The sequence below is a fragment of the Zobellia sp. OII3 genome, from assembly GCF_002211465.1.
Classification (GTDB): Bacteria; Bacteroidota; Bacteroidia; order Flavobacteriales; family Flavobacteriaceae; genus Zobellia; species Zobellia galactanivorans.
In genome coordinates, this window is record NZ_MWRZ01000001.1 from 1,602,263 (window position 1) to 1,620,593 (window position 18,331).

Annotated in this window: 18 protein-coding genes and 1 tRNA gene; 14 read left to right on the top strand and 5 right to left on the bottom strand. The window is 43.6% G+C overall.

Annotation, left to right across the window (positions count from 1 at the left end; genetic code table 11):
• Positions 1-3 precede the first annotated feature (3 nt).
• Entirely contained in the window at positions 4-558 is a 555-nt protein-coding gene (locus B4Q04_RS06595) for an RNA polymerase sigma factor (RefSeq protein WP_088696310.1), read from the top strand.
• A gap of 26 nt (positions 559-584) precedes the next feature.
• Here B4Q04_RS06595 and B4Q04_RS06600 read toward each other — a convergent pair whose 3' ends face one another.
• Entirely contained in the window at positions 585-1,778 is a 1,194-nt protein-coding gene (locus B4Q04_RS06600; RefSeq protein WP_088696311.1) for a fumarylacetoacetate hydrolase family protein, read from the bottom strand.
• A 447-nt stretch (positions 1,779-2,225) separates the two neighbouring features.
• Between B4Q04_RS06600 and B4Q04_RS06605 the strand changes: the two genes are divergently transcribed.
• The gene (locus B4Q04_RS06605) at positions 2,226-3,077 is read left to right on the top strand and encodes a sugar phosphate isomerase/epimerase family protein (RefSeq protein WP_013993674.1); all 852 of its coding nucleotides are present in this window, start codon (positions 2,226-2,228) and stop codon (positions 3,075-3,077) included.
• A gap of 9 nt (positions 3,078-3,086) precedes the next feature.
• Entirely contained in the window at positions 3,087-4,430 is a 1,344-nt protein-coding gene (locus B4Q04_RS06610; RefSeq protein ID WP_088696312.1) for a Gfo/Idh/MocA family protein, read from the top strand.
• Between the two features lie 69 nt (positions 4,431-4,499).
• Here the strand turns inward: B4Q04_RS06610 and B4Q04_RS23075 are convergent, their stop codons facing one another.
• Complete coding sequence (locus tag B4Q04_RS23075) at positions 4,500-4,628, bottom strand: hypothetical protein (RefSeq protein WP_262507931.1); 129 nt, start codon at positions 4,626-4,628, stop codon at positions 4,500-4,502.
• Positions 4,629-4,852: 224 nt separating this feature from the next.
• Positions 4,853-6,088 carry a 3-deoxy-D-manno-octulosonic acid transferase gene (locus B4Q04_RS06615; RefSeq protein ID WP_013993676.1) on the bottom strand — a complete coding sequence of 412 codons (1,236 nt, stop codon included), beginning with the start codon at positions 6,086-6,088 and terminating at the stop codon, positions 4,853-4,855.
• Between the two features lie 91 nt (positions 6,089-6,179).
• Here B4Q04_RS06615 and B4Q04_RS06620 point away from each other — a divergent pair, with 91 nt between their 5' ends.
• From B4Q04_RS06620 to B4Q04_RS06630, 3 genes are all read left to right on the top strand, one after another.
• Positions 6,180-7,334 carry a DegT/DnrJ/EryC1/StrS family aminotransferase gene (locus tag B4Q04_RS06620; RefSeq protein WP_088696313.1) on the top strand — a complete coding sequence of 385 codons (1,155 nt, stop codon included), beginning with the start codon at positions 6,180-6,182 and terminating at the stop codon, positions 7,332-7,334.
• A 107-nt stretch (positions 7,335-7,441) separates the two neighbouring features.
• Positions 7,442-8,458 (top strand): UDP-glucose 4-epimerase GalE, encoded by a 1,017-nt coding sequence (gene galE, locus B4Q04_RS06625; protein ID WP_088696409.1) that lies wholly within the window; start codon positions 7,442-7,444, stop codon positions 8,456-8,458.
• A gap of 80 nt (positions 8,459-8,538) precedes the next feature.
• A complete protein-coding gene (locus tag B4Q04_RS06630) occupies positions 8,539-8,892 on the top strand; it encodes a hypothetical protein (RefSeq protein WP_013993679.1) in 354 nt (117 codons plus the stop codon).
• Here the strand turns inward: B4Q04_RS06630 and B4Q04_RS06635 are convergent.
• Entirely contained in the window at positions 8,889-9,425 is a 537-nt protein-coding gene (locus B4Q04_RS06635; protein ID WP_236630979.1) for an alpha-ketoglutarate decarboxylase, read from the bottom strand. The genes B4Q04_RS06630 and B4Q04_RS06635 overlap by 4 nt on opposite strands.
• A gap of 97 nt (positions 9,426-9,522) precedes the next feature.
• Here B4Q04_RS06635 and B4Q04_RS06640 point away from each other — a divergent pair, with 97 nt between their 5' ends.
• Both B4Q04_RS06640 and odhB read left to right on the top strand, forming a co-directional pair.
• Positions 9,523-12,336, top strand: a complete 2,814-nt coding sequence (locus B4Q04_RS06640; protein WP_013993681.1) for a 2-oxoglutarate dehydrogenase E1 component — start codon at positions 9,523-9,525, stop codon at positions 12,334-12,336.
• Positions 12,337-12,384: 48 nt separating this feature from the next.
• Positions 12,385-13,602: a 2-oxoglutarate dehydrogenase complex dihydrolipoyllysine-residue succinyltransferase gene (gene odhB / locus B4Q04_RS06645; protein ID WP_013993682.1), complete on the top strand. Its 1,218-nt coding sequence runs from the start codon at positions 12,385-12,387 to the stop codon at positions 13,600-13,602.
• 98 nt (positions 13,603-13,700) lie between these two features.
• Here odhB and B4Q04_RS06650 read toward each other — a convergent pair whose 3' ends face one another.
• Positions 13,701-14,141 (bottom strand): TIGR02281 family clan AA aspartic protease, encoded by a 441-nt coding sequence (locus B4Q04_RS06650; RefSeq protein WP_088696314.1) that lies wholly within the window; start codon positions 14,139-14,141, stop codon positions 13,701-13,703.
• A 37-nt stretch (positions 14,142-14,178) separates the two neighbouring features.
• Here B4Q04_RS06650 and B4Q04_RS06655 point away from each other — a divergent pair, with 37 nt between their 5' ends.
• The 6 genes from B4Q04_RS06655 (at position 14,179) to B4Q04_RS06680 (ending at position 18,312) form a co-directional block, all read left to right on the top strand.
• Entirely contained in the window at positions 14,179-14,946 is a 768-nt protein-coding gene (locus tag B4Q04_RS06655; RefSeq protein ID WP_013993684.1) for a TatD family hydrolase, read from the top strand.
• Between the two features lie 31 nt (positions 14,947-14,977).
• A complete protein-coding gene (locus B4Q04_RS06660; protein ID WP_013993685.1) occupies positions 14,978-16,009 on the top strand; it encodes an asparaginase in 1,032 nt (343 codons plus the stop codon).
• A gap of 109 nt (positions 16,010-16,118) precedes the next feature.
• Positions 16,119-16,206: transfer RNA gene (locus B4Q04_RS06665), tRNA-Ser, on the top strand.
• A gap of 251 nt (positions 16,207-16,457) precedes the next feature.
• Positions 16,458-17,204, top strand: coding sequence for a MotA/TolQ/ExbB proton channel family protein (locus B4Q04_RS06670; protein WP_013993686.1), 747 nt, complete (start codon positions 16,458-16,460; stop codon positions 17,202-17,204).
• A gap of 25 nt (positions 17,205-17,229) precedes the next feature.
• Positions 17,230-17,670, top strand: coding sequence for a hypothetical protein (locus B4Q04_RS06675; protein WP_201723377.1), 441 nt, complete (start codon positions 17,230-17,232; stop codon positions 17,668-17,670).
• Positions 17,671-17,685: 15 nt separating this feature from the next.
• A complete protein-coding gene (locus B4Q04_RS06680; RefSeq protein WP_013993688.1) occupies positions 17,686-18,312 on the top strand; it encodes an ExbD/TolR family protein in 627 nt (208 codons plus the stop codon).
• Positions 18,313-18,331 lie beyond the last annotated feature (19 nt).

An 18,331-nucleotide genomic window follows, 5' to 3' on the forward strand; every position in this document is an offset into this window, starting at 1 on the left:
AAAATGAATGAGCGAAAACTGGTAAAAAAAATGCGGAACGGCAATGCCGAAGCATATCGGTATTTGTTTTTGGAATACTATGAATGGTTGTGTAATTACATTTTTAAAATGTGTAACAACCGACACTTGGCAGAAGATATTGTTCAAGATACTTTCGTTAATCTTTGGGAGAAAAGGGCCAAACTATACATTTCGGGATCGGTCAAGAACTATTTGTTCAAATGTTGTTATCATCAGTTTTTGCAGCAGCTACGTGTGCAGAAAATAGATTTTGATGCCTTGGATAAGGTCAAATGGGAAGTTATATCCGACACTGCTTTTGAGCGCGAGAAGGTCGATGTGAAAATCGAAAATTTAAACGTTGTCATTTCTAAGTTGCCGCCACGGTGTAAGGAAGTGTTCGTGCAGAACAAAATAGAGCAAAAGAAGTACAAAGAAATAGCCTTAGATTTGGGTATTTCCGTGAAAACGGTTGAAAATCAAATGTCTAAGGCCCTTCACTTTATAAGGGAACATGCCACGATCGTATTGTTGTGGATGTCAAGCTTTTTCGGGTGAAAATTATACGGTTGGTCGACCTGGTACTATTTTAAATTCCGTTTTACAATATAGTTCGTAAAAGCACCAATGCCGAATTCCCACTTTGGTATTTGGTCACAAGTGTTCACCCAATTGATGAGTGTGCCCAAATGCGAAGAAGAGATGTTGACTTGATCTCCCTTTTTGTGGGTGAAACCCAAACCTTTTCCATTGCGGTCTTCCGTAGGGGCGAACATAGTACCTAAGAAAAGCACGAGCCCGTCTGGGTATTGATGGTTTTTTCCTATGACCTGGGCCACTAAATTTTCAGGACTACGGCTAATCTCTTTCATCTTATTGCTTCCGGAAGTGGCGAAATTGTCCTTCCCCTTCATAGAAAACATTACATCGCAATCCTTTACGTCATCTAGGGAAAAAGTCTCATCGAACAAGCGAAACAAGGGGCCAATGGCACAAGATCCGTTTTGGTCTTTCGCCTCACCGAGCAATAGGGCGCTGCGACCTTCGTAATCGCGAAGGTTTACGTCGTTGCCAAGTGTGGCCCCGACGATTTTTCCCGAGGAGGATACGGCGAGCACGATTTCAGGTTCCGGATTGTTCCATTTGGAACTCTTTAGAACGCCTATCTCCGCTCCGAAACCAACGGCAGACAAGGGTTGGGCCTTGGTGAAAACCTCGGCATCCTTGCCAATGCCCACTTCGAGGTATTGCGACCATAGGCCTTTTTTCTGTAATTCCTCCTTGAGCTTTTCGGTTTCCGGTGAACCGGGGGTAACCTTGCTCAAGTCGTTGCCTAAGGTATCGTAAATGGTTTGACGTATGTCGTTCGCTACTAGGGCATCGCCTTTTGCTTTTTCTTCAATGACCCTCTCGAGCAAGCTTTTGATAAAAGTTACACCAAAGGCTTTTACGGCTTGTATATCGTTTGGCGCTATGATGTAGGGGAGTAGTGGATTCTGATTGAAGTATAGGGCGTTTTTCAAGGCATCTTTCAGGCTGCCTAGTTCCGGTAAATCGTTTAAGGCTTTTAAGCGGGAAACCGGGTTCTTACAGTTGAATAGCTCACTTGTGGAGTTGAAGTGGGCCGATAGGTCGTAGATTTTTCCTTTGCGGGCCATCACCACGTGGGGCCCAGCTATACCATTGTACGCTTTTTGTGCCGGTACCATGCACCTGCCTATCCATGTGCCTGTTTCCGCTAATTCCGGTATGAGGCGGTTTAAATCGATATAATTCATTTTGCAATATTGGAGGTCATTTAAAATACGTATTCGAAGGGGGTTTAGATGTTAATGGTATCAGTATCTGACTCTTTTCTGTGTTAAGGTTACACTTATTTTCAGGAATAGGCGTAAAAACAGTATATATTTTGTTAGATTTATACGGTTATCGCAATTTTAGGTTTCGGTCATTGAAAAAATAGAATCGAGTCAAAAATATAGATTGGAACCGAAGGCCTTGGTTGCTTTTTATTTACTGGTGTTTTTTAAGGGCATGCGCCCTTAAATTTCAATGAGGTCAATACGGGTATAAGGGTTTAAGTCCAAGAGGCACTTTTTTGTTTTATGTATTGAAACGAATTAAAGCCGGTCTATGATAATCAAGGGAATAGATGTCGCGACCGTAAAGAGATGGTCCTGGTTAGTTTAAAAAGTAAAGGAAAAGACATTTGATAATATAGAGAAATGAAAGCGAACAGAAGAAATTTTTTAAAACGTACTTCGGCCGGGGTTTTGGGTATTGGAGCCTTGTCCTTTCCTGAAATGTCCCGTGCGGCCATGGCGGAAGAAACTATGGAAAATATGATGGCCGAGCTCAAATTAGGGGTGGCTTCATATACCCTCAGGGAATTTACAAGGGAAAAGGCTTTGGATATGACTTTGCGGTGCGGTTTGAATCGAATCACCTTTAAGAGTATGCATCTTCCGCTAGATTCGGGTGCGCACACGATAAAGGAAGCCGTGGCCCAGTGTAAAAAGAAAGGCGTTGTTTTATACGGGGCCGGGGTCGTTTATATGAAGACCAAGGCGGAAGTGGATCAAGCCTTCGAATATGCTAAAACGGCCGAGTTGGATATGATTGTCGGGGTGCCGAGCCATGATTTATTGGATTACGTAGAAGAAAAGGTGAAGTCTTACAATATTAAACTTGCCATCCATAATCACGGCCCGGGCGATAAAGTGTATCCAAGCGCCGAAAGTGCCTATGTTAAAATTAAGGATAGGGACAAACGTATGGGGCTTTGTATAGATATCGGACATACCCAACGCATAAAGCGTGATCCCTCCCAAGACCTTACCCAGTTTTTCGATCGGGTCTTTGATATCCATTTAAAGGATGTAACGGCCTCCGAACATGATGGGCAAACCTGTATTATTGGTCGTGGGGTTATCGATTTTCCTGCATTTTTAAAGACGGTTTTAAAATTAGGGTATCAAGGAACCTTGGCGCTTGAATATGAGGCCGAAGGGAATGATCCATTGCCCGGTATGATGGAGTCTATAGGCTATGTAAAAGGAATATTATCAACATTATAATATATAGAAATGAGTTCAGACAGAAGAAATTTTATTAAAAAAGCATCTGTGGGTGCAGCAGGCTTGGCCTTTGGGGGAAGCATAAATGCCATGTCGGCGGAAAGTTATTCAAGAATTTTGGGTGCCAACGATCGTATCAATTGTGCGGTCATAGGGGTGCGTAGTAGGGCCAAGGCACATTTTATGGCCATCAATAAGGATTCCAATGCCAAGGTGCTCTATAGTTGTGATGTTGACGATGTTATTTTAGAGGAGCATAATATATGGTGTAAGGAAAATATTGGCTATGTGCCAAAGGTCGAAAAAGATTTTAGAAAGGTCTTAAACAAAAAAAAGGTCGATGCGGTTTTTATCGCGACTCCGGAACATTGGCATGCACCCATGGCTATTATGGCCTTGCAGGCGGGTAAACATGTGTATGTCGAAAAACCGTGTAGCCACAACCCCTATGAGAACCAATTGTTGGTCGCCGCTCAAAAGAAATATGGGAAAAAAGTACAGATGGGCAACCAGCAGCGTTCTGCCCAAACGTCTATATTGGCCGTAAAGGAAATCCGCGAAGGTATTATCGGAGAGGTGTTCAAAGGAGAGGCCTATTATTCGAACAATAGGGGCTCTATCGGAAAGGGCAACCAGATCGCTGTGCCCAAAACATTGGATTGGGACTTATGGCAGGGGCCTGCGCCTAGGGAAAATTACAGGGATAATATCCATCCCTACAACTGGCATTGGTTCAAGACATGGGGTACTGGTGAGGTACATAATAATGGTACACATGAAATTGACATCTGTCGATGGGCACTTGGGGTAGACCTTCCTGATAGCGTAACTTCCTTTGGGGGGAAATACGCTTACGACGATGATTGGGAATTTGTAGACAACCAACAGGTCACCTATAAGTATTCTGGGGATAAGTTCATAACCTGGACGGGACATAGCCGTGGTAAGATCGTGCCGAACCAACCGGGTAGGGGAGCTACTATCTACGGAAGTAAAGGTATTATAACCCTTAGCCGTGGTGGGTATAAATTGTTCGATTTGAACGGAGAGCTTATTAAAGAGGAAAAGGAAGCGGGCAAACAAAGTACTACGGTAAATACCCAAGGTGCCGGTGATCTTGATGCCAACCATATCGGTAACTTCTTCGAGGCGATTCGTCAAGATAAATCCTTGCATTCCGATATAAAGGATGCTAGCGTATCGACTATGCTTTGTCATTTGGGCAATATGGCCCAAGACGCTGGGGAAACCTTAAAAATCGATCCGGCTACCGGAAAGGTCCTCAACAATGAGAAAGTCATGAAAGATTGGTGGAAACGCGAATATGAAGAAGGCTGGGAACCCACGCTCTAAGGTTCACAAAAGACAAAAGGCCCCTATCAAGGGGCTTTTTTATGTTTTATGATGAAAGATTCTTTAATACTATAGAATTCCTATCAAATCTAAAATAAAGGCCACAGGTATGGCTAAAAGGATAAACACCAAGCAGGCAATCATGATGCGGAGAAATCCATTGAGCAATTTTACCCCGGTTGTTAGTTCTCGTTCCATTTGTAATAGGTTTTCTTAAAATTAAGAAATTTATATATATAAAGCCCGTTTCTTGCGAAATATTTGATTTAAATGGCTGTATTTTAGTATATTCATCGGTTGAAGTGTTAAAAAAATCGACGAAGAACAGGGCTGTTGGGTGGGGTGTTGTTCAATTGTTGGTGGTTGCCGTTTTTTAGTTGAAGGGCTATAGCATCGGTAGGGTCGATTTAGAAAGCTCTTTTTTATAATAATTTGCGGATATGGTCCATAATCTCTACGCTGGCTCCTTTGTTCTTCGAGATATAAGAGGCGTTTATCTGTCCCGTTTGTTTGCGTAGGTCAGTATTGTCGAGAAGCTTTTTTAGCAATTCGCCGAAGGTCCATTGGTCTTTTATGGGGTAGATGCCTTTTTGCCTTACCAAGTCTTCGGCTTCCTTGAACCCTTCATAGTTTGGGCCGATGATGACGGGAATGCCGAAAACGGCAGGTTCCAAGGTGTTGTGCAATCCGGTGGAAAAACCGCCCCCGACATATGCGATGTCGGCGTAACTGTATATTTTGGTCAACAATCCGATGTGGTCAATGATCAATACATCGTAATCACGTAAGTGGTTGTTGGCGATGTTGGAGTAGAGCGTGGTCTTTTTTGTGAACGCTCCGGCCAGTCCTAAGATCTTGTCCTTTTTAATGGTATGGGGCGCCAAAACGTATTTGAGGTTTTTTGGGGCGTTGTTGATGTGGTCGATCAATATGGCTTCGTCTTCGGGCCATGTGCTTCCGGCTACAAAACAAAGCTTATCGCTTTTGAAGGCCGCCATAAAGTCTAAGCTGTTATCTCGGTCTAATATTTCAGAAACGCGGTCTAGACGGGTATCCCCGCTAATGGTTACATTAGTGATCCCGATGGATTCTAGTAGTGTTTTTGAATTTTCGTCCTGAACAAAATAATACGAGAATTTTTTGAGCGTATTTCTCATGAATCCACCGTAGGCCTTAAAATAGGCTTGGTTCTTTTTGAATAGGGCGGAAATCAATATTGATGGAACCTTTTTGGTGTCCAAGGCACGCATATAATTGGGCCAAACCTCGTACTTGATAAAAATGGCCAGGTCAGGATGTACCATTTTTATAAAACGTGCGGCATTTTTTGCCGTATCCATGGGAAGGTAGGCTACGACATCGGCCGCTGTTGTGTTCTTTTTTACCTCGTATCCCGAGGGAGAGAAAAACGTAAGTACGATTTTGTGCGATGGATATTCGGTTTTGAGTCTTTCGATAATAGGAAGCCCTTGTTCGTACTCGCCCAAGGAGGCGGCATGAACCCAGAGGGTGTTGTCTTCCTTCGAAATGGCATTGCCGAGCACCTCAAAAGATTGCTTTCGGCCGTCAACGAACAGCTTGAGCTTTGAACTGAAAAGGGACAAGACTTTCAAGATATACCAAGAAATCTGAACAATCACATTATAGATGCCGCGCACTGATCGATATTTTGGGCTAAATTACGCTTCTTTACAGAAAATAGTACTGCTTGGTTTCGTATTTTTGCTGTGATCTATTTAATTCATCACGATGAGAAAAATTCAAATGGTCGACTTGGGCGGCCAATACGAGGGGATAAAGGAACAAGTTAATTCGGCCATTGCCACCATTATGGAAACTTCCGCTTTTATAAACGGTCCGGAAGTACGGTCCTTTCAAAAAGAGTTGGAGGACTACCTTGGGGTAAAACACGTTATCCCTTGTGCCAACGGTACCGATGCCTTACAAATAGCGATGATGGGCCTAGGTCTGAAACCGGGCGACGAGGTAATTACGGCAGATTTTACATTTGCGGCAACGGTAGAGGTCATCGCACTTTTGCAATTGACCCCGGTCTTGGTCGATGTCGATATGGATTCGTTCAATATCAATATAGAGGCCGTAGAAAAGGCAATTACCCCAAAAACGAAGGCTATAGTGCCGGTACATCTATTCGGGCAATGCGCCAATATGGGTGCCATTATGCAATTGGCCGAGAAACATAACCTTTTTGTTATAGAGGATAACGCACAGGCTATAGGGGCCGATTATACTTTTGACGACGGTAGAAAACAAAAGGCCGGTACGATTGGCCATGTAGGGGCTACCTCCTTTTTTCCTTCAAAGAATCTAGGGGCCTATGGTGATGGCGGTGCCATTTTTACCAATGATGATAAACTTGCGCATACCCTAAGGGGTATCGTAAATCACGGCATGTACGAAAGGTACCATCACGATGTAGTAGGCGTTAATTCGAGATTAGATTCCATTCAGGCAGCTGTCTTAAGGGCGAAATTGCCAAAATTGGATGGGTATTGCGATCGAAGGAGGGCCGCGGCCCGAAGTTATAACCAGGCCTTTAAGGGGCAGCCGAATATAGTAACGCCCCAAACGGTCAAGTGTGAAAAGGAAATATGTGATGATTGCAGTTGTCACGTCTTCCACCAGTATACCTTACGGATCACCAATGGCAAACGCGACGGACTTGTGAAGCATTTGGCGGAGAACGATATTCCTTGTGGCGTGTATTACCCTATTCCGTTACACCTACAAAAAGCCTATGTGGATGAGCGTTATGACGAAGCCGATTTTTCGGTAACCAATCAGTTGGTAAAAGAGGTCATTTCGTTGCCGATGCATACCGAGTTAGATGATGAGCAAATAAATTTTATTACAAAAACGGTATTGGAGTTTGTGAACGGATAGGCAAGGTCGTATTTTCGTGCCCTTCATTGGGCGTCCCGCCCAACCAATAACTATAAATAATACAATTGCATTCTTGCGGTACTAAGAATGTGGAAAAGCTAAAAGATATGAAGATATTAGTGACCGGAGGTCTTGGTTTTATTGGGTCTCACACTGTTGTAGAACTTCAGGACAAGGGTTTTGAGGTGGTTATAATCGATGATTGTTCAAATTCGTCGGAAAAGGTGTTGGAGGGAATTGCCTCCATTACGGGAAAAATGCCCTTGTTCGAAAAAATTGACCTAAAGGAAAAATCGAAAGTAGAAGCTTTTTTTAAGAAGTACCAAGATATAGAAGGGGTTATTCATTTTGCCGCTTCCAAGGCGGTGGGCGAGAGTGTGGAGAAACCGTTGTTGTACTATGAGAACAATATCGGCACCTTGGTGTATCTGTTGAAAGAACTTTCAAAAAAGAATACGTCGAACTTTATTTTTAGTTCGTCGTGCACCGTTTACGGTCAGGCCGACAAGATGCCGATCAGTGAAACCGCTCCTGTTAAGCCTGCAGAATCGCCATACGGCAATACCAAGCAGATGGGCGAAGAGATTATTCGTGATACCTGTGCGGTTACCCAGGGGTTGAACGCTATCGCTTTGCGGTATTTTAACCCTATGGGGGCGCACCCGAGCGGTCATATCGGGGAATTGCCGATAGGGGTGCCCCAAAACTTAGTGCCCTTCATTACCCAGACAGGGGTAGGCCTTAGGGAGCAGTTATCGGTTTTTGGCGACGATTATCCTACGGAAGACGGCACTTGTATTCGTGACTATATCTATGTGGTAGATTTGGCCAAGGCCCACGTTCAAGCATTACAGCGACTATTGGAGGGGAAGAACGAAGAGAACTACGAGGTCTTTAATCTGGGTACCGGAAAAGGAAGCTCGGTGCTAGAGGTCATTCATAGTTTTGAACGTGTATCCGGAAAAAAATTGAACTATAAAATTGTCGACCGACGTCCCGGTGATGTGGTCTCTGCCTACGCGGATACGAAAAAGGCCAATGAGGTTTTAGGTTGGAAGGCCGAGTATACCTTGGATGAGGCTATGAAGTCCGCTTGGGAGTGGGAACAAAAAATAAGGGCCTGATATAAGGTTTAGGCGGGATTTTGTATTTTTTTTAGGAGTCGAGGTCGAACCAAAACCCAAATTGGGAACGTAGATAATTCATGGTTTTAAATTTTGACGATAGTAACGACCTCCTTCAAAATGCAGAGGCCCAACAGTTATACGACAAGTTGGTGGCCCAATTGGAAAAGGATTTTAGTCTGGCCAATGTTCATGTAGATTTGTTTCAAGGGATTTCCCCGAACGATTTGGTGACAGTGTTGCGTGAGAAGGTGTATTACCTGATTATGGAGCGCTTTTCGGAGTATCTGAATCTTTTGTACATCATTGATGTGCCCGAAAAGGCCTTTAAGGAAATTAAAGTTACCGATGCGGTAGAGGTGGCCGACCAAGTTTCTTTTTTAGTGTTGAAAAGGGAACTCCAAAAGGTATGGCTCAAAGCTAAATACTCCTAGAAATACACCCGTACAAAGGGTAGCCAGGCACTCGCATAAATACTTTTGTTGTCGTCGTAAAGCACATCGTAGCGTATGCCTATCGTAAAGTTTCGGTCCGTATAGCCCAGTCCTAGAAACAGGCCTGGCGACCAATAGTTTTCGCTGATCGTAGGGAGTCCGTTATAGGAAATGTTCTGATTGATGCGAAGTTGTTCCAGCTCTGCCGAAATCTGTAAAAAGGGAATGGGGTTGTAGAGTGATAAAATGCTTCCGCCGTAAGCATATCGGTGATTGGCGTCGAATTTGGCGTAGTTGAACGTCAGGCTGACCCCGCTGGCAAATTGCTCGTTGAACTGATAAATGGCACTCGGTGATACCGATGCATTAAAGCCTCCGTTCGTAAATCCCAGACCCAATCCTCCACCAAATCGAACATTGTTCCAGAAATTCGTAGGTGTATTCGTGTTTTGTGCGGAACCACTTATTGCGAAAACTATAAGAAATAGACCTAAAAAAGTATTTTTTGGGGTCTTAAAAAGTTTTTTAATCATTATCTTTAATTTTTCAATATTGCATACTAAGATACGTTCCAGAAATAGGAAATATTGTATTTTTGTACCCATTTATTTGCATGACAGAGAATCTTCTATGGACAAATATTCCTTTCTAAATACCGCGCACACCTCTTTTTTTGCGGATTTATACGATAAATACCTCAAGAACCCCGATAGCGTAGAGCCAAGTTGGCGCGCCTTCTTTCAAGGTTTTGATTTTGGAACCGAAACAGCTCTTGATGAGTTGGATGTGGAAAGTCTAATGACCGCGAAAGCGGGAGAGAACGGTGTGGCGCAACAAATGCCGGAGTCCTTGCAAAAGGAGTTTCAAGTGATCCGCCTGATAGACGGTTATCGAAGCAGGGGGCATTTGTTTACCAAAACGAACCCGGTTCGCGAGCGAAGACAATATGAGCCGAGCCTTGATCTCGAGAATTTCGGACTCTCACAGGCCGATTTGGATACGGTCTTCAGCGCAGGTGAAATCATTGGCATCGGTGCGAACAGCTTGAGGGAGATTATTGAGCACCTGAAGCGTATTTATTGTGATGCCATAGGGGTTGAATATATGTATATTCGAAAACCTGAGCGCGTCGAATGGATCCAGAACTGGCTCAATGTTAACGATAACCATCCGAAATTCAATGCGGAGCACAAGCGTCGCATCTTAAAGAAATTAAACCAAGCGGTCTCTTTCGAAAGCTTTTTGCATACCAAGTACGTTGGACAAAAACGCTTTTCATTGGAAGGGAACGAATCGTTAATACCGGCCCTTGATGCCGTGGTGGAGCGGGCCGCCGAATTGGGTGTAGAGCAGTTTGTTATGGGTATGGCCCACAGAGGTCGACTTAACGTGCTTACCAATATTTTCGGAAAGGCCGCCAAGGATATTTTTAGCGAATTTGATGGCAAGGATTACGAGCAGGAAATCTTTGACGGTGATGTAAAATATCATTTAGGGTGGACGTCGGAACGCAAGACCGATAACGGTAATCGAATAAAAATGAATATTGCGCCCAATCCATCGCATTTGGAAACCGTGGGTGCGGTCGTCGAGGGTATAACTCGGGCCAAGCAAGATGCCCATTTCCCTGACGATTTTTCAAAAGTACTTCCTATTGTAGTCCACGGTGATGCGGCTATTGCGGGTCAAGGCTTGGTGTACGAAGTAGTGCAAATGGCCAATCTTGATGGTTATAAAACCAATGGTACCATACATATCGTGGTCAATAACCAAATCGGTTTTACGACCAATTACCTTGATGCACGTAGTTCTACCTATTGTACTGACGTGGGTAAGGTGACCCTGTGTCCTGTGTTGCACGTCAATTCCGATGATGCCGAAGCTGTGGTACATGCGTCTTTATTCGCTTTGGAATACCGTATGCGTTTCAATAGGGATGTATTTATCGATTTATTAGGATATAGAAAATATGGGCATAACGAAGGTGATGAGCCTCGTTTTACCCAACCCAAATTATACAAGGCCATTGCCAAGCATCAAAACCCGCGTGATATTTATGCGGAAAGATTGCTTAAGGAAGGGGTTATTGAGGCCGATTTTGTCAAAGGTCTTGAAGAAGAGTACAAAGCTTCCTTGGAAGAGGAACTTGAAGATTCGCGTAAAGAGGATAAAACGGAGATTACCCCGTTTATGGCCGATGAATGGAAAGGCTTTGCCAATGTTCGGGAGTGGGAGATGATGGAGCGCGTCGATACGACTTTCGATAAAAAGGAACTGACCAAAATTGCAAAGGTGCTCACTGAGCTTCCTTCCGATAAGAAGTTCTTGCGAAAGGTTGAAAAATTGGTGCGCGACCGTAAAAAAATGTTCTTCGAAACCGATAGGTTAGACTGGGCAATGGGCGAATTGTTGGCCTATGGTACCTTGTTGCAAGAAGGCTATGCGGTTCGTATGTCAGGTCAAGATGTGGAGCGAGGTACCTTTTCGCACAGACATGCCGTAATGAAGGTTGAAGAGAGTGAGGAGGAAGTAATGCTGTTGAACCATATCGGTGAGAAGCAAGCTAAATTCCAAATCTACAACTCCTTATTGTCGGAATACGGTGTAGTTGGTTTTGATTACGGATATGCCATGGCGAGCCCGAATACGTTGACCATTTGGGAGGCACAGTTTGGTGATTTTAGCAACGGTGCCCAAATCATGATCGACCAATACATTTCGGCGGCCGAAGACAAGTGGAAGTTGCAGAACGGATTGGTGATGTTGCTTCCCCATGGGTATGAGGGGCAGGGAGCGGAGCATTCTTCCGCCCGTATGGAGCGATATTTACAGCTTTGTGCCCGTGATAACATGTATATAGCCGATGTTTCTACCCCGGCCCAAATGTTCCATATCTTAAGAAGGCAAATGAAGGTCAATTTTAGAAAACCTTTGATTGTCTTTACGCCCAAAAGTCTGTTGCGTCACCCAAAGGCCGTGTCTACGGTAGATGAATTGGCTTCGGGTTATTTTCAGGAAGTGATCGATGATGCTACGGCCAACGTAGATAAGGTAAAGACCTTGGTGTTCTGTACCGGTAAGTTTTATTATGACTTGCTTGCGGCCAAGGAAGAGCAAGGAAGGGATGATGTGGCCTTGGTTCGTGTGGAACAGTTGTTCCCCTTGCCATCGGAGAAAATGAAAGAGGTGATAGCGAAATATACGAAGGCCGATGATTTGGTCTGGGCCCAAGAAGAGCCTAGAAACATGGGGGCCTGGAGTCACATGATGATGCATTTTAGCGATTCTGATAAATTCAGGGTGGCTTCTAGAAGATTCTATGCTTCGCCGGCCGCGGGTAGTGCCGTTCGTTCCAAAATGAGACATCAACAAGTGATAGATTATGTGTTCGATAAGAGCAAGAATAATATGTCAAAACCAATGCCCAAGCCAAGCAAGGGTTAAGAAAAAGGTTGTTCAAATAGTTTAGATAACATAGCAAATAAGAATAGCATGATATTAGAAATGAAAGTCCCATCTCCGGGCGAATCTATCACCGAAGTTGAAATAGCGGAATGGTTGGTAGAAGATGGCGATTACGTTGAAAAAGACCAGGCCATTGCCGAAGTAGATTCCGATAAGGCTACTTTAGAGCTTCCGGCCGAAGCGAGCGGGGTAATTACCCTTAAGGCTGAAGTTGGCGATGCTGTTGCCGTTGGTGAAGTGGTTTGTTTGATCGATACCGATGCGGCCAAGCCTGAAGGTGCGGGTAAAGAAACAAGTGAACCGAAAAAAGAGCAGCCTAAGCAAGAGGAGGCTAAAGCTCCACAGCCGGCTCAGGCCAAGGAAACCTATGCTTCCGGAGTGGCTTCGCCCGCAGCTAAAAAGATATTAAGTGAAAAAGGTATAGACGCTTCCGCAATAAAAGGTAGTGGAAAAGATGGTCGTATAACCAAGGATGATGCGGTCAAGGCCGTGCCTTCAATGGGTAGCCCAACAGGAGGAAATAGGGGTGAGAGCCGTTCAAAATTATCTATGTTACGTAGAAAGGTCGCCGAACGTTTGGTGTCCGCCAAGAACGAAACGGCTATGCTTACCACCTTTAACGAGGTTGATATGTCGCCTATTTTCGAACTTAGAAAACAATATAAGGAAGACTTTAAAAGTAAGCACGGCGTAGGTTTGGGCTTTATGTCCTTCTTTACCAAAGCGGTGGTTCGTGCGTTACAAATGTATCCTGCCGTGAATTCTATGATAGACGGAAAGGAAATGATTACTTACGATTTCTGTGATATCAGTATTGCGGTCTCTGGACCTAAGGGATTGATGGTTCCTGTTATCAGGAATGCGGAGAACCTTACATTCAGGGGGATTGAGGCGGAAGTGAAAAGATTGGCCATCCGTGCTCGAGAAGGAGAGATTACGGTTGATGAAATGACCGGTGGTACGTTTACGATTACCAATGGTGGTGTTTTTGGTTCAATGTTGTCGACTCCGATAATCAACCCGCCACAAAGTGCTATTTTAGGAATGCACAATATTGTGGAAAGACCTATCGTAAGGGATGGAGGTATTGCCATTGCTCCGATAATGTACGTCGCCTTGTCTTATGATCACCGTATCATTGATGGTAAGGAGTCCGTAGGATTTTTGGTAGCGATCAAGGAAGCTTTGGAGAGTCCTGAAGAATTGTTGATGGACGGTAACGTGAAGAAAGCTTTGGAGATGTAGGAATACAGCTCTTTATATAATATGGCCCCGAAGATGATATGCATTTTCGGGGCTTTTTTTATGCGAAGTTTTGATATGTCCGGCTGGGGTGGGCCCGGCTATTTCCTTAAATAGACACAGTATTTTTCGTAGTCGATAATGGCTTTGCCTTGTTTTAAGACATCGGCGCCGATAATGCCGTCTACGGGCAATGCGTTTTGTGCGCTTAGCGCTTCGTTGACATGTACGAGGTCAAAGAGTACGATTTTTAGGTTTTTCTTTTTCCATTGGCCTATTTCAATTTTGTTTTTTGAAGAGATAAGGGTTTCCATGTTGGTGGCCCCGGCCCCGGCCGCTTTTACCTCCGAAGCCTCGGATGCTAGTCCGAATCGGCTTATCTTGTCTATGCCGATGCAGGTGTTCGATGCGCCGGTGTCGAGGATGAACCTTCCTGAAATGCCATTTATTTTGGCCGATATTTCAAAGTGGTCGGTATTTGTAAGTTTTAGGGTGATCGGGGTGTAGTTTTTTTTCCGAAGAAATCTTTTCAGGGAAGACATGTATTCTTTTTGTCAAAGATAAGGCTATTTTTGCAGCATGATACTAACGGATACCCATACACATTTGTACAGTGAAGCCTTCGATGAAGATAGGGAGGCTGTTATTGAAAAGGCCATGGCGCTTGGTGTTAAACGGTTTTTTATACCGGCCATCGATTCTACGTATACCCAAGCCATGCTTGAGCTTGAAAAGTCATATCCTCAGAGTGTTTTTTTGATGATGGGCCTCCATCCTACACACGTAAAGGAAAGCTATAAGGAGGAATTGCGGCATGTTGAGGAAATGTTGGCCCAGCGAAAGTTTTATGCCGTCGGTGAAATAGGGATTGACCTGTATTGGGATAAAACTTTTATCAAGGAACAGCAAGAGGCCTTTCGTACGCAGATACAGTTGGCAAAAAAATATAAACTTCCTATAGTTATCCATTGTCGGGATGCCTTTGATGAGGTTTTTGAAGTGCTTGAAAGCGAAAAGGGTGACGGACTCTATGGTGTTTTTCACTGTTTTACCGGAAATTTGGAACAGGCGCAAAAAGCCATTAGTTATAATATGATGCTCGGGATCGGTGGGGTCGTGACTTTTAAGAATGGAAAGATCGATACCTTTTTGGCCGAGATTCCATTGAAAAATATCGTATTGGAGACCGATTCGCCCTATTTGGCACCGGTTCCCTATCGAGGGAAAAGAAATGAAAGTGCCTATTTGATGCAGGTGGTCGAGAAGCTTGCGGACTTATATGGGCTTCCTGTCGAGACGGTGGCCGAGCTTACCACGGAAAATTCGAAGCGTGTTTTCGGGGTCTGAGATAGGGCTTGAATCGAAAAATTATGAGACGATGAAAAAAAGTAGTATCCTATTAATATATACCGGGGGAACCATTGGTATGGTAAAGGACTATGCCTCCGGAGCGTTAAAGGCGTTCAATTTTGATAAATTACTGGAGAGTATACCGGAAATCAAGCAACTTGATTGTCATGTCGATTCGGTTTCTTTTAAGGAGCCGATCGATTCTTCGAATATGAATCCCTCGCACTGGGTGCAGATCGCTACCTTGATCGAGGAAAATTATGATTCGCACGATGGTTTTGTAGTGTTGCACGGTAGCGATACCATGAGTTATACGGCTTCGGCCTTAAGTTTTATGCTTGAAAATTTAGGCAAGCCCGTGATTTTTACGGGCTCTCAATTGCCTATTGGCGACTTAAGGACGGATGCCAAGGAAAACCTGATAACCTCTATTCAGATTGCGGCCTTGCGAAAGAAAAACAAACCTGTGGTTCAGGAAGTGGGACTTTATTTTGAATATAAGCTGTACCGGGGCAACCGAACCACTAAAATAAATGCCGAGCATTTTCAGGCGTTTGCCTCGTTAAATTACCCTGAATTGATCGAATCTGGGGTGTTTTTGAAGGTGAGTGAAGAATATCTTTTGCGAAATAAGGGTCGAAAAAAGTTTACGGTACACAAGGAAATGGATCAAAATGTGGCGATTTTGAAGTTGTTTCCCGGTATTGGGCCGCTTGTATTGCAAAGTGTAGTGCGTATTCCGGGTCTGAAAGCATTGGTTTTGGAGACTTATGGTGCCGGAAATGCCCCAACGGAACCTTGGGTAATCGATATTCTAAGGGAGGCGAAAGAAAAAAATATTCATATTGTAAATGTTACCCAGTGTTCTGGGGGCAGTGTTTCAATGGGGCGCTATGAAACGAGTAAGCAGTTGGAGGAGCTGCAAGTGATTAATGGTAAAGACATTACGACCGAGGCGGCCGTGGCCAAGCTGATGTATCTATTGGGTAGTAATGTTTCCCCGAAACTGTTCAAATCGATATTCGAGACCTCCCTGCGCGGTGAAATCGAAGAAAATTAGCAATTTTAATTTCTTCAACTAATATTTTTTTTGTTATTTGGGCACCCCTTAAAAAGGGTGATCTTGTCTGGTCTGTTTTTGTTTTGAAATGGATGGGCGGGGTAAATTTAGAGAGGTGGCCGAGTGGTCGAAGGCGCACGCCTGGAAAGTGTGTATACACCAAAAGTGTATCGAGGGTTCGAATCCCTTCCTCTCTGCGAGAACAAAAAAGGAATTTTCAGTGTATAATAGAATAGTTTAGACTGGAAATTTTGTAAGTTTAGTTTCTGTATGTAAAATGGAAGTCTGCGCTTGGTCCTATCAAGTCGCTATAATAGTGCGAAAGGCCTATTAGGATGTCTTGTGCTGTATTTGGCCCTACTTCCCCGATGCAACGAAGTTTTACTTTTTTTATTGTGATTTTTTTTTATCTTTAACCCTATTAAATAACTAATTTAAGTTTGAACAAATGAAAAAATTATCCTCTATCCTAGCCGTGGGCGGGTTGTTTGTAATGAGTACAAATACTGTTAATGCAATGGCTACTGCAGCAACAATGCTACAAGATGCCCCTGCCGAAGCTGAAGCAGGTTTTACCCAAGTGTTGAAAGAAATGTTTATACAAGGTGGTGCCGGCTTCATGGGTATTGTTCTTTTGTGTTTGATTCTTGGTTTGGCCGTGGCCATCGAAAGAATCATCTATTTGAATATGGCAACTACAAACACCGCTAAACTTAGACAACAAGTTGAAGATGCTTTGGCATCCGGAGGTGTTGAGGCTGCAAAAGAAGTTTGTAGAAACACAAAAGGTCCTGTTGCTTCTATTTATTACCAAGGTTTGGATAGAGCTGGAGAGAGTATCGAATCTGCTGAGAAAGCTGTTGTTGCTTACGGTGGTGTTCAAATGGGTCAATTGGAGAAAAACGTTTCTTGGTTGTCTTTGTTTATCGCTGTTGCGCCTATGCTTGGTTTCATGGGTACGGTAATCGGTATGATTCAGGCCTTCCAGAAAATTAGTGCTGTTGGTAACTTGAGTGCATCCCTTATTGCAGGTGATATCCAGGTAGCGTTATTGACAACTGTATTTGGTCTTATTACTGCTATTATCCTTCAGATTTTCTATAACTACATCATTGCTAAAATCGATAGCATTGTTAATGATATGGAAGATTCTTCTATCGTTTTGATAGATATGTTGGTGGATCACAAAAAATAAGTCGCACAACTTAATACCTTAAATTATGCACAAAATAATAAAGATTATATTGGTCGTTGTGGGCTTGATAGGCGCTGCCTTGTGGTTCATGCTTCCAGAGTCTGAAATGCCTGCTTCCGAAGCGATCAATAACGGAGCGCTTAACGCGATGTTCGTGATTACATGGTTGCTATTGGGAATAGCCATAGTGTCCAGCGTTGTGTTCGCCCTTAAGAATCTATTTTCGAATCCTGCTAGCTTAAAGAAATCCCTTTTCGTAGTCGTAGGTTTTCTTTTGGTGATCGGTATCGGCTATGTAATGGCCAGTGGTACTGATGTCAATATTCGGGAAATGGCTGATAGGGGTGTATCTACCAATGAGTCTGAAATCAAGCAGATCGGAGCTGGTATAAATGTGTTTTTCATATTGACCCTTGTAGCCGTAGGAGCTATGCTTTGGGGCGGTGTGAGAAAGATGATAAAATAATTAAAAGATAAAACTATGCCAAGAAGAGGAGCACCACCAGAGGTAAACGCCGGTTCCATGGCAGACATAGCATTCTTACTGCTTATATTTTTCTTGGTCACCACGACCATTGAAACAGATGCAGGTTTGGATCGTATGTTGCCACCTATAGAGCCGCCTACCGAAGCACCGCCAATCATTAAGGAGAAGAATATCTTTACGGTGAACATTAACCGTAACGGTCAACTGTTAGTTGAAGACGAGCTTACCGATATCAAAAGTTTGAGAGAAAAAGCGATCGCTTTTCTTGATAACGGTGGCGCGCCATCAGGTTCTCCTGACTACTGTAGCTACTGTAAAGGCAAAAGATTATCCGATTCATCGGATAACCCTACTAAGGCGATTATCTCTCTTAAAAACGACCGTGAAACAAAGTACGGTACCTATATAACGGTTCAAAACGAATTGGTAGGGGCTTACAATGATTTGCGTAACCGTGAGGCACAACGTCTTTATAAAAGGGACTTTACCGATATGGAAGCAGAGTACCTTAATCCAGAAACCGAATCTAGTAGAAAAGAGGATCTTAAAGAGAAGGTGAAGCGGATTCAGGAATTGTTTCCACAGAAGTTGTCCGAGGCGGAGACTGATTCAAGTAATTAATAAGAGCTTAAAACAAAAT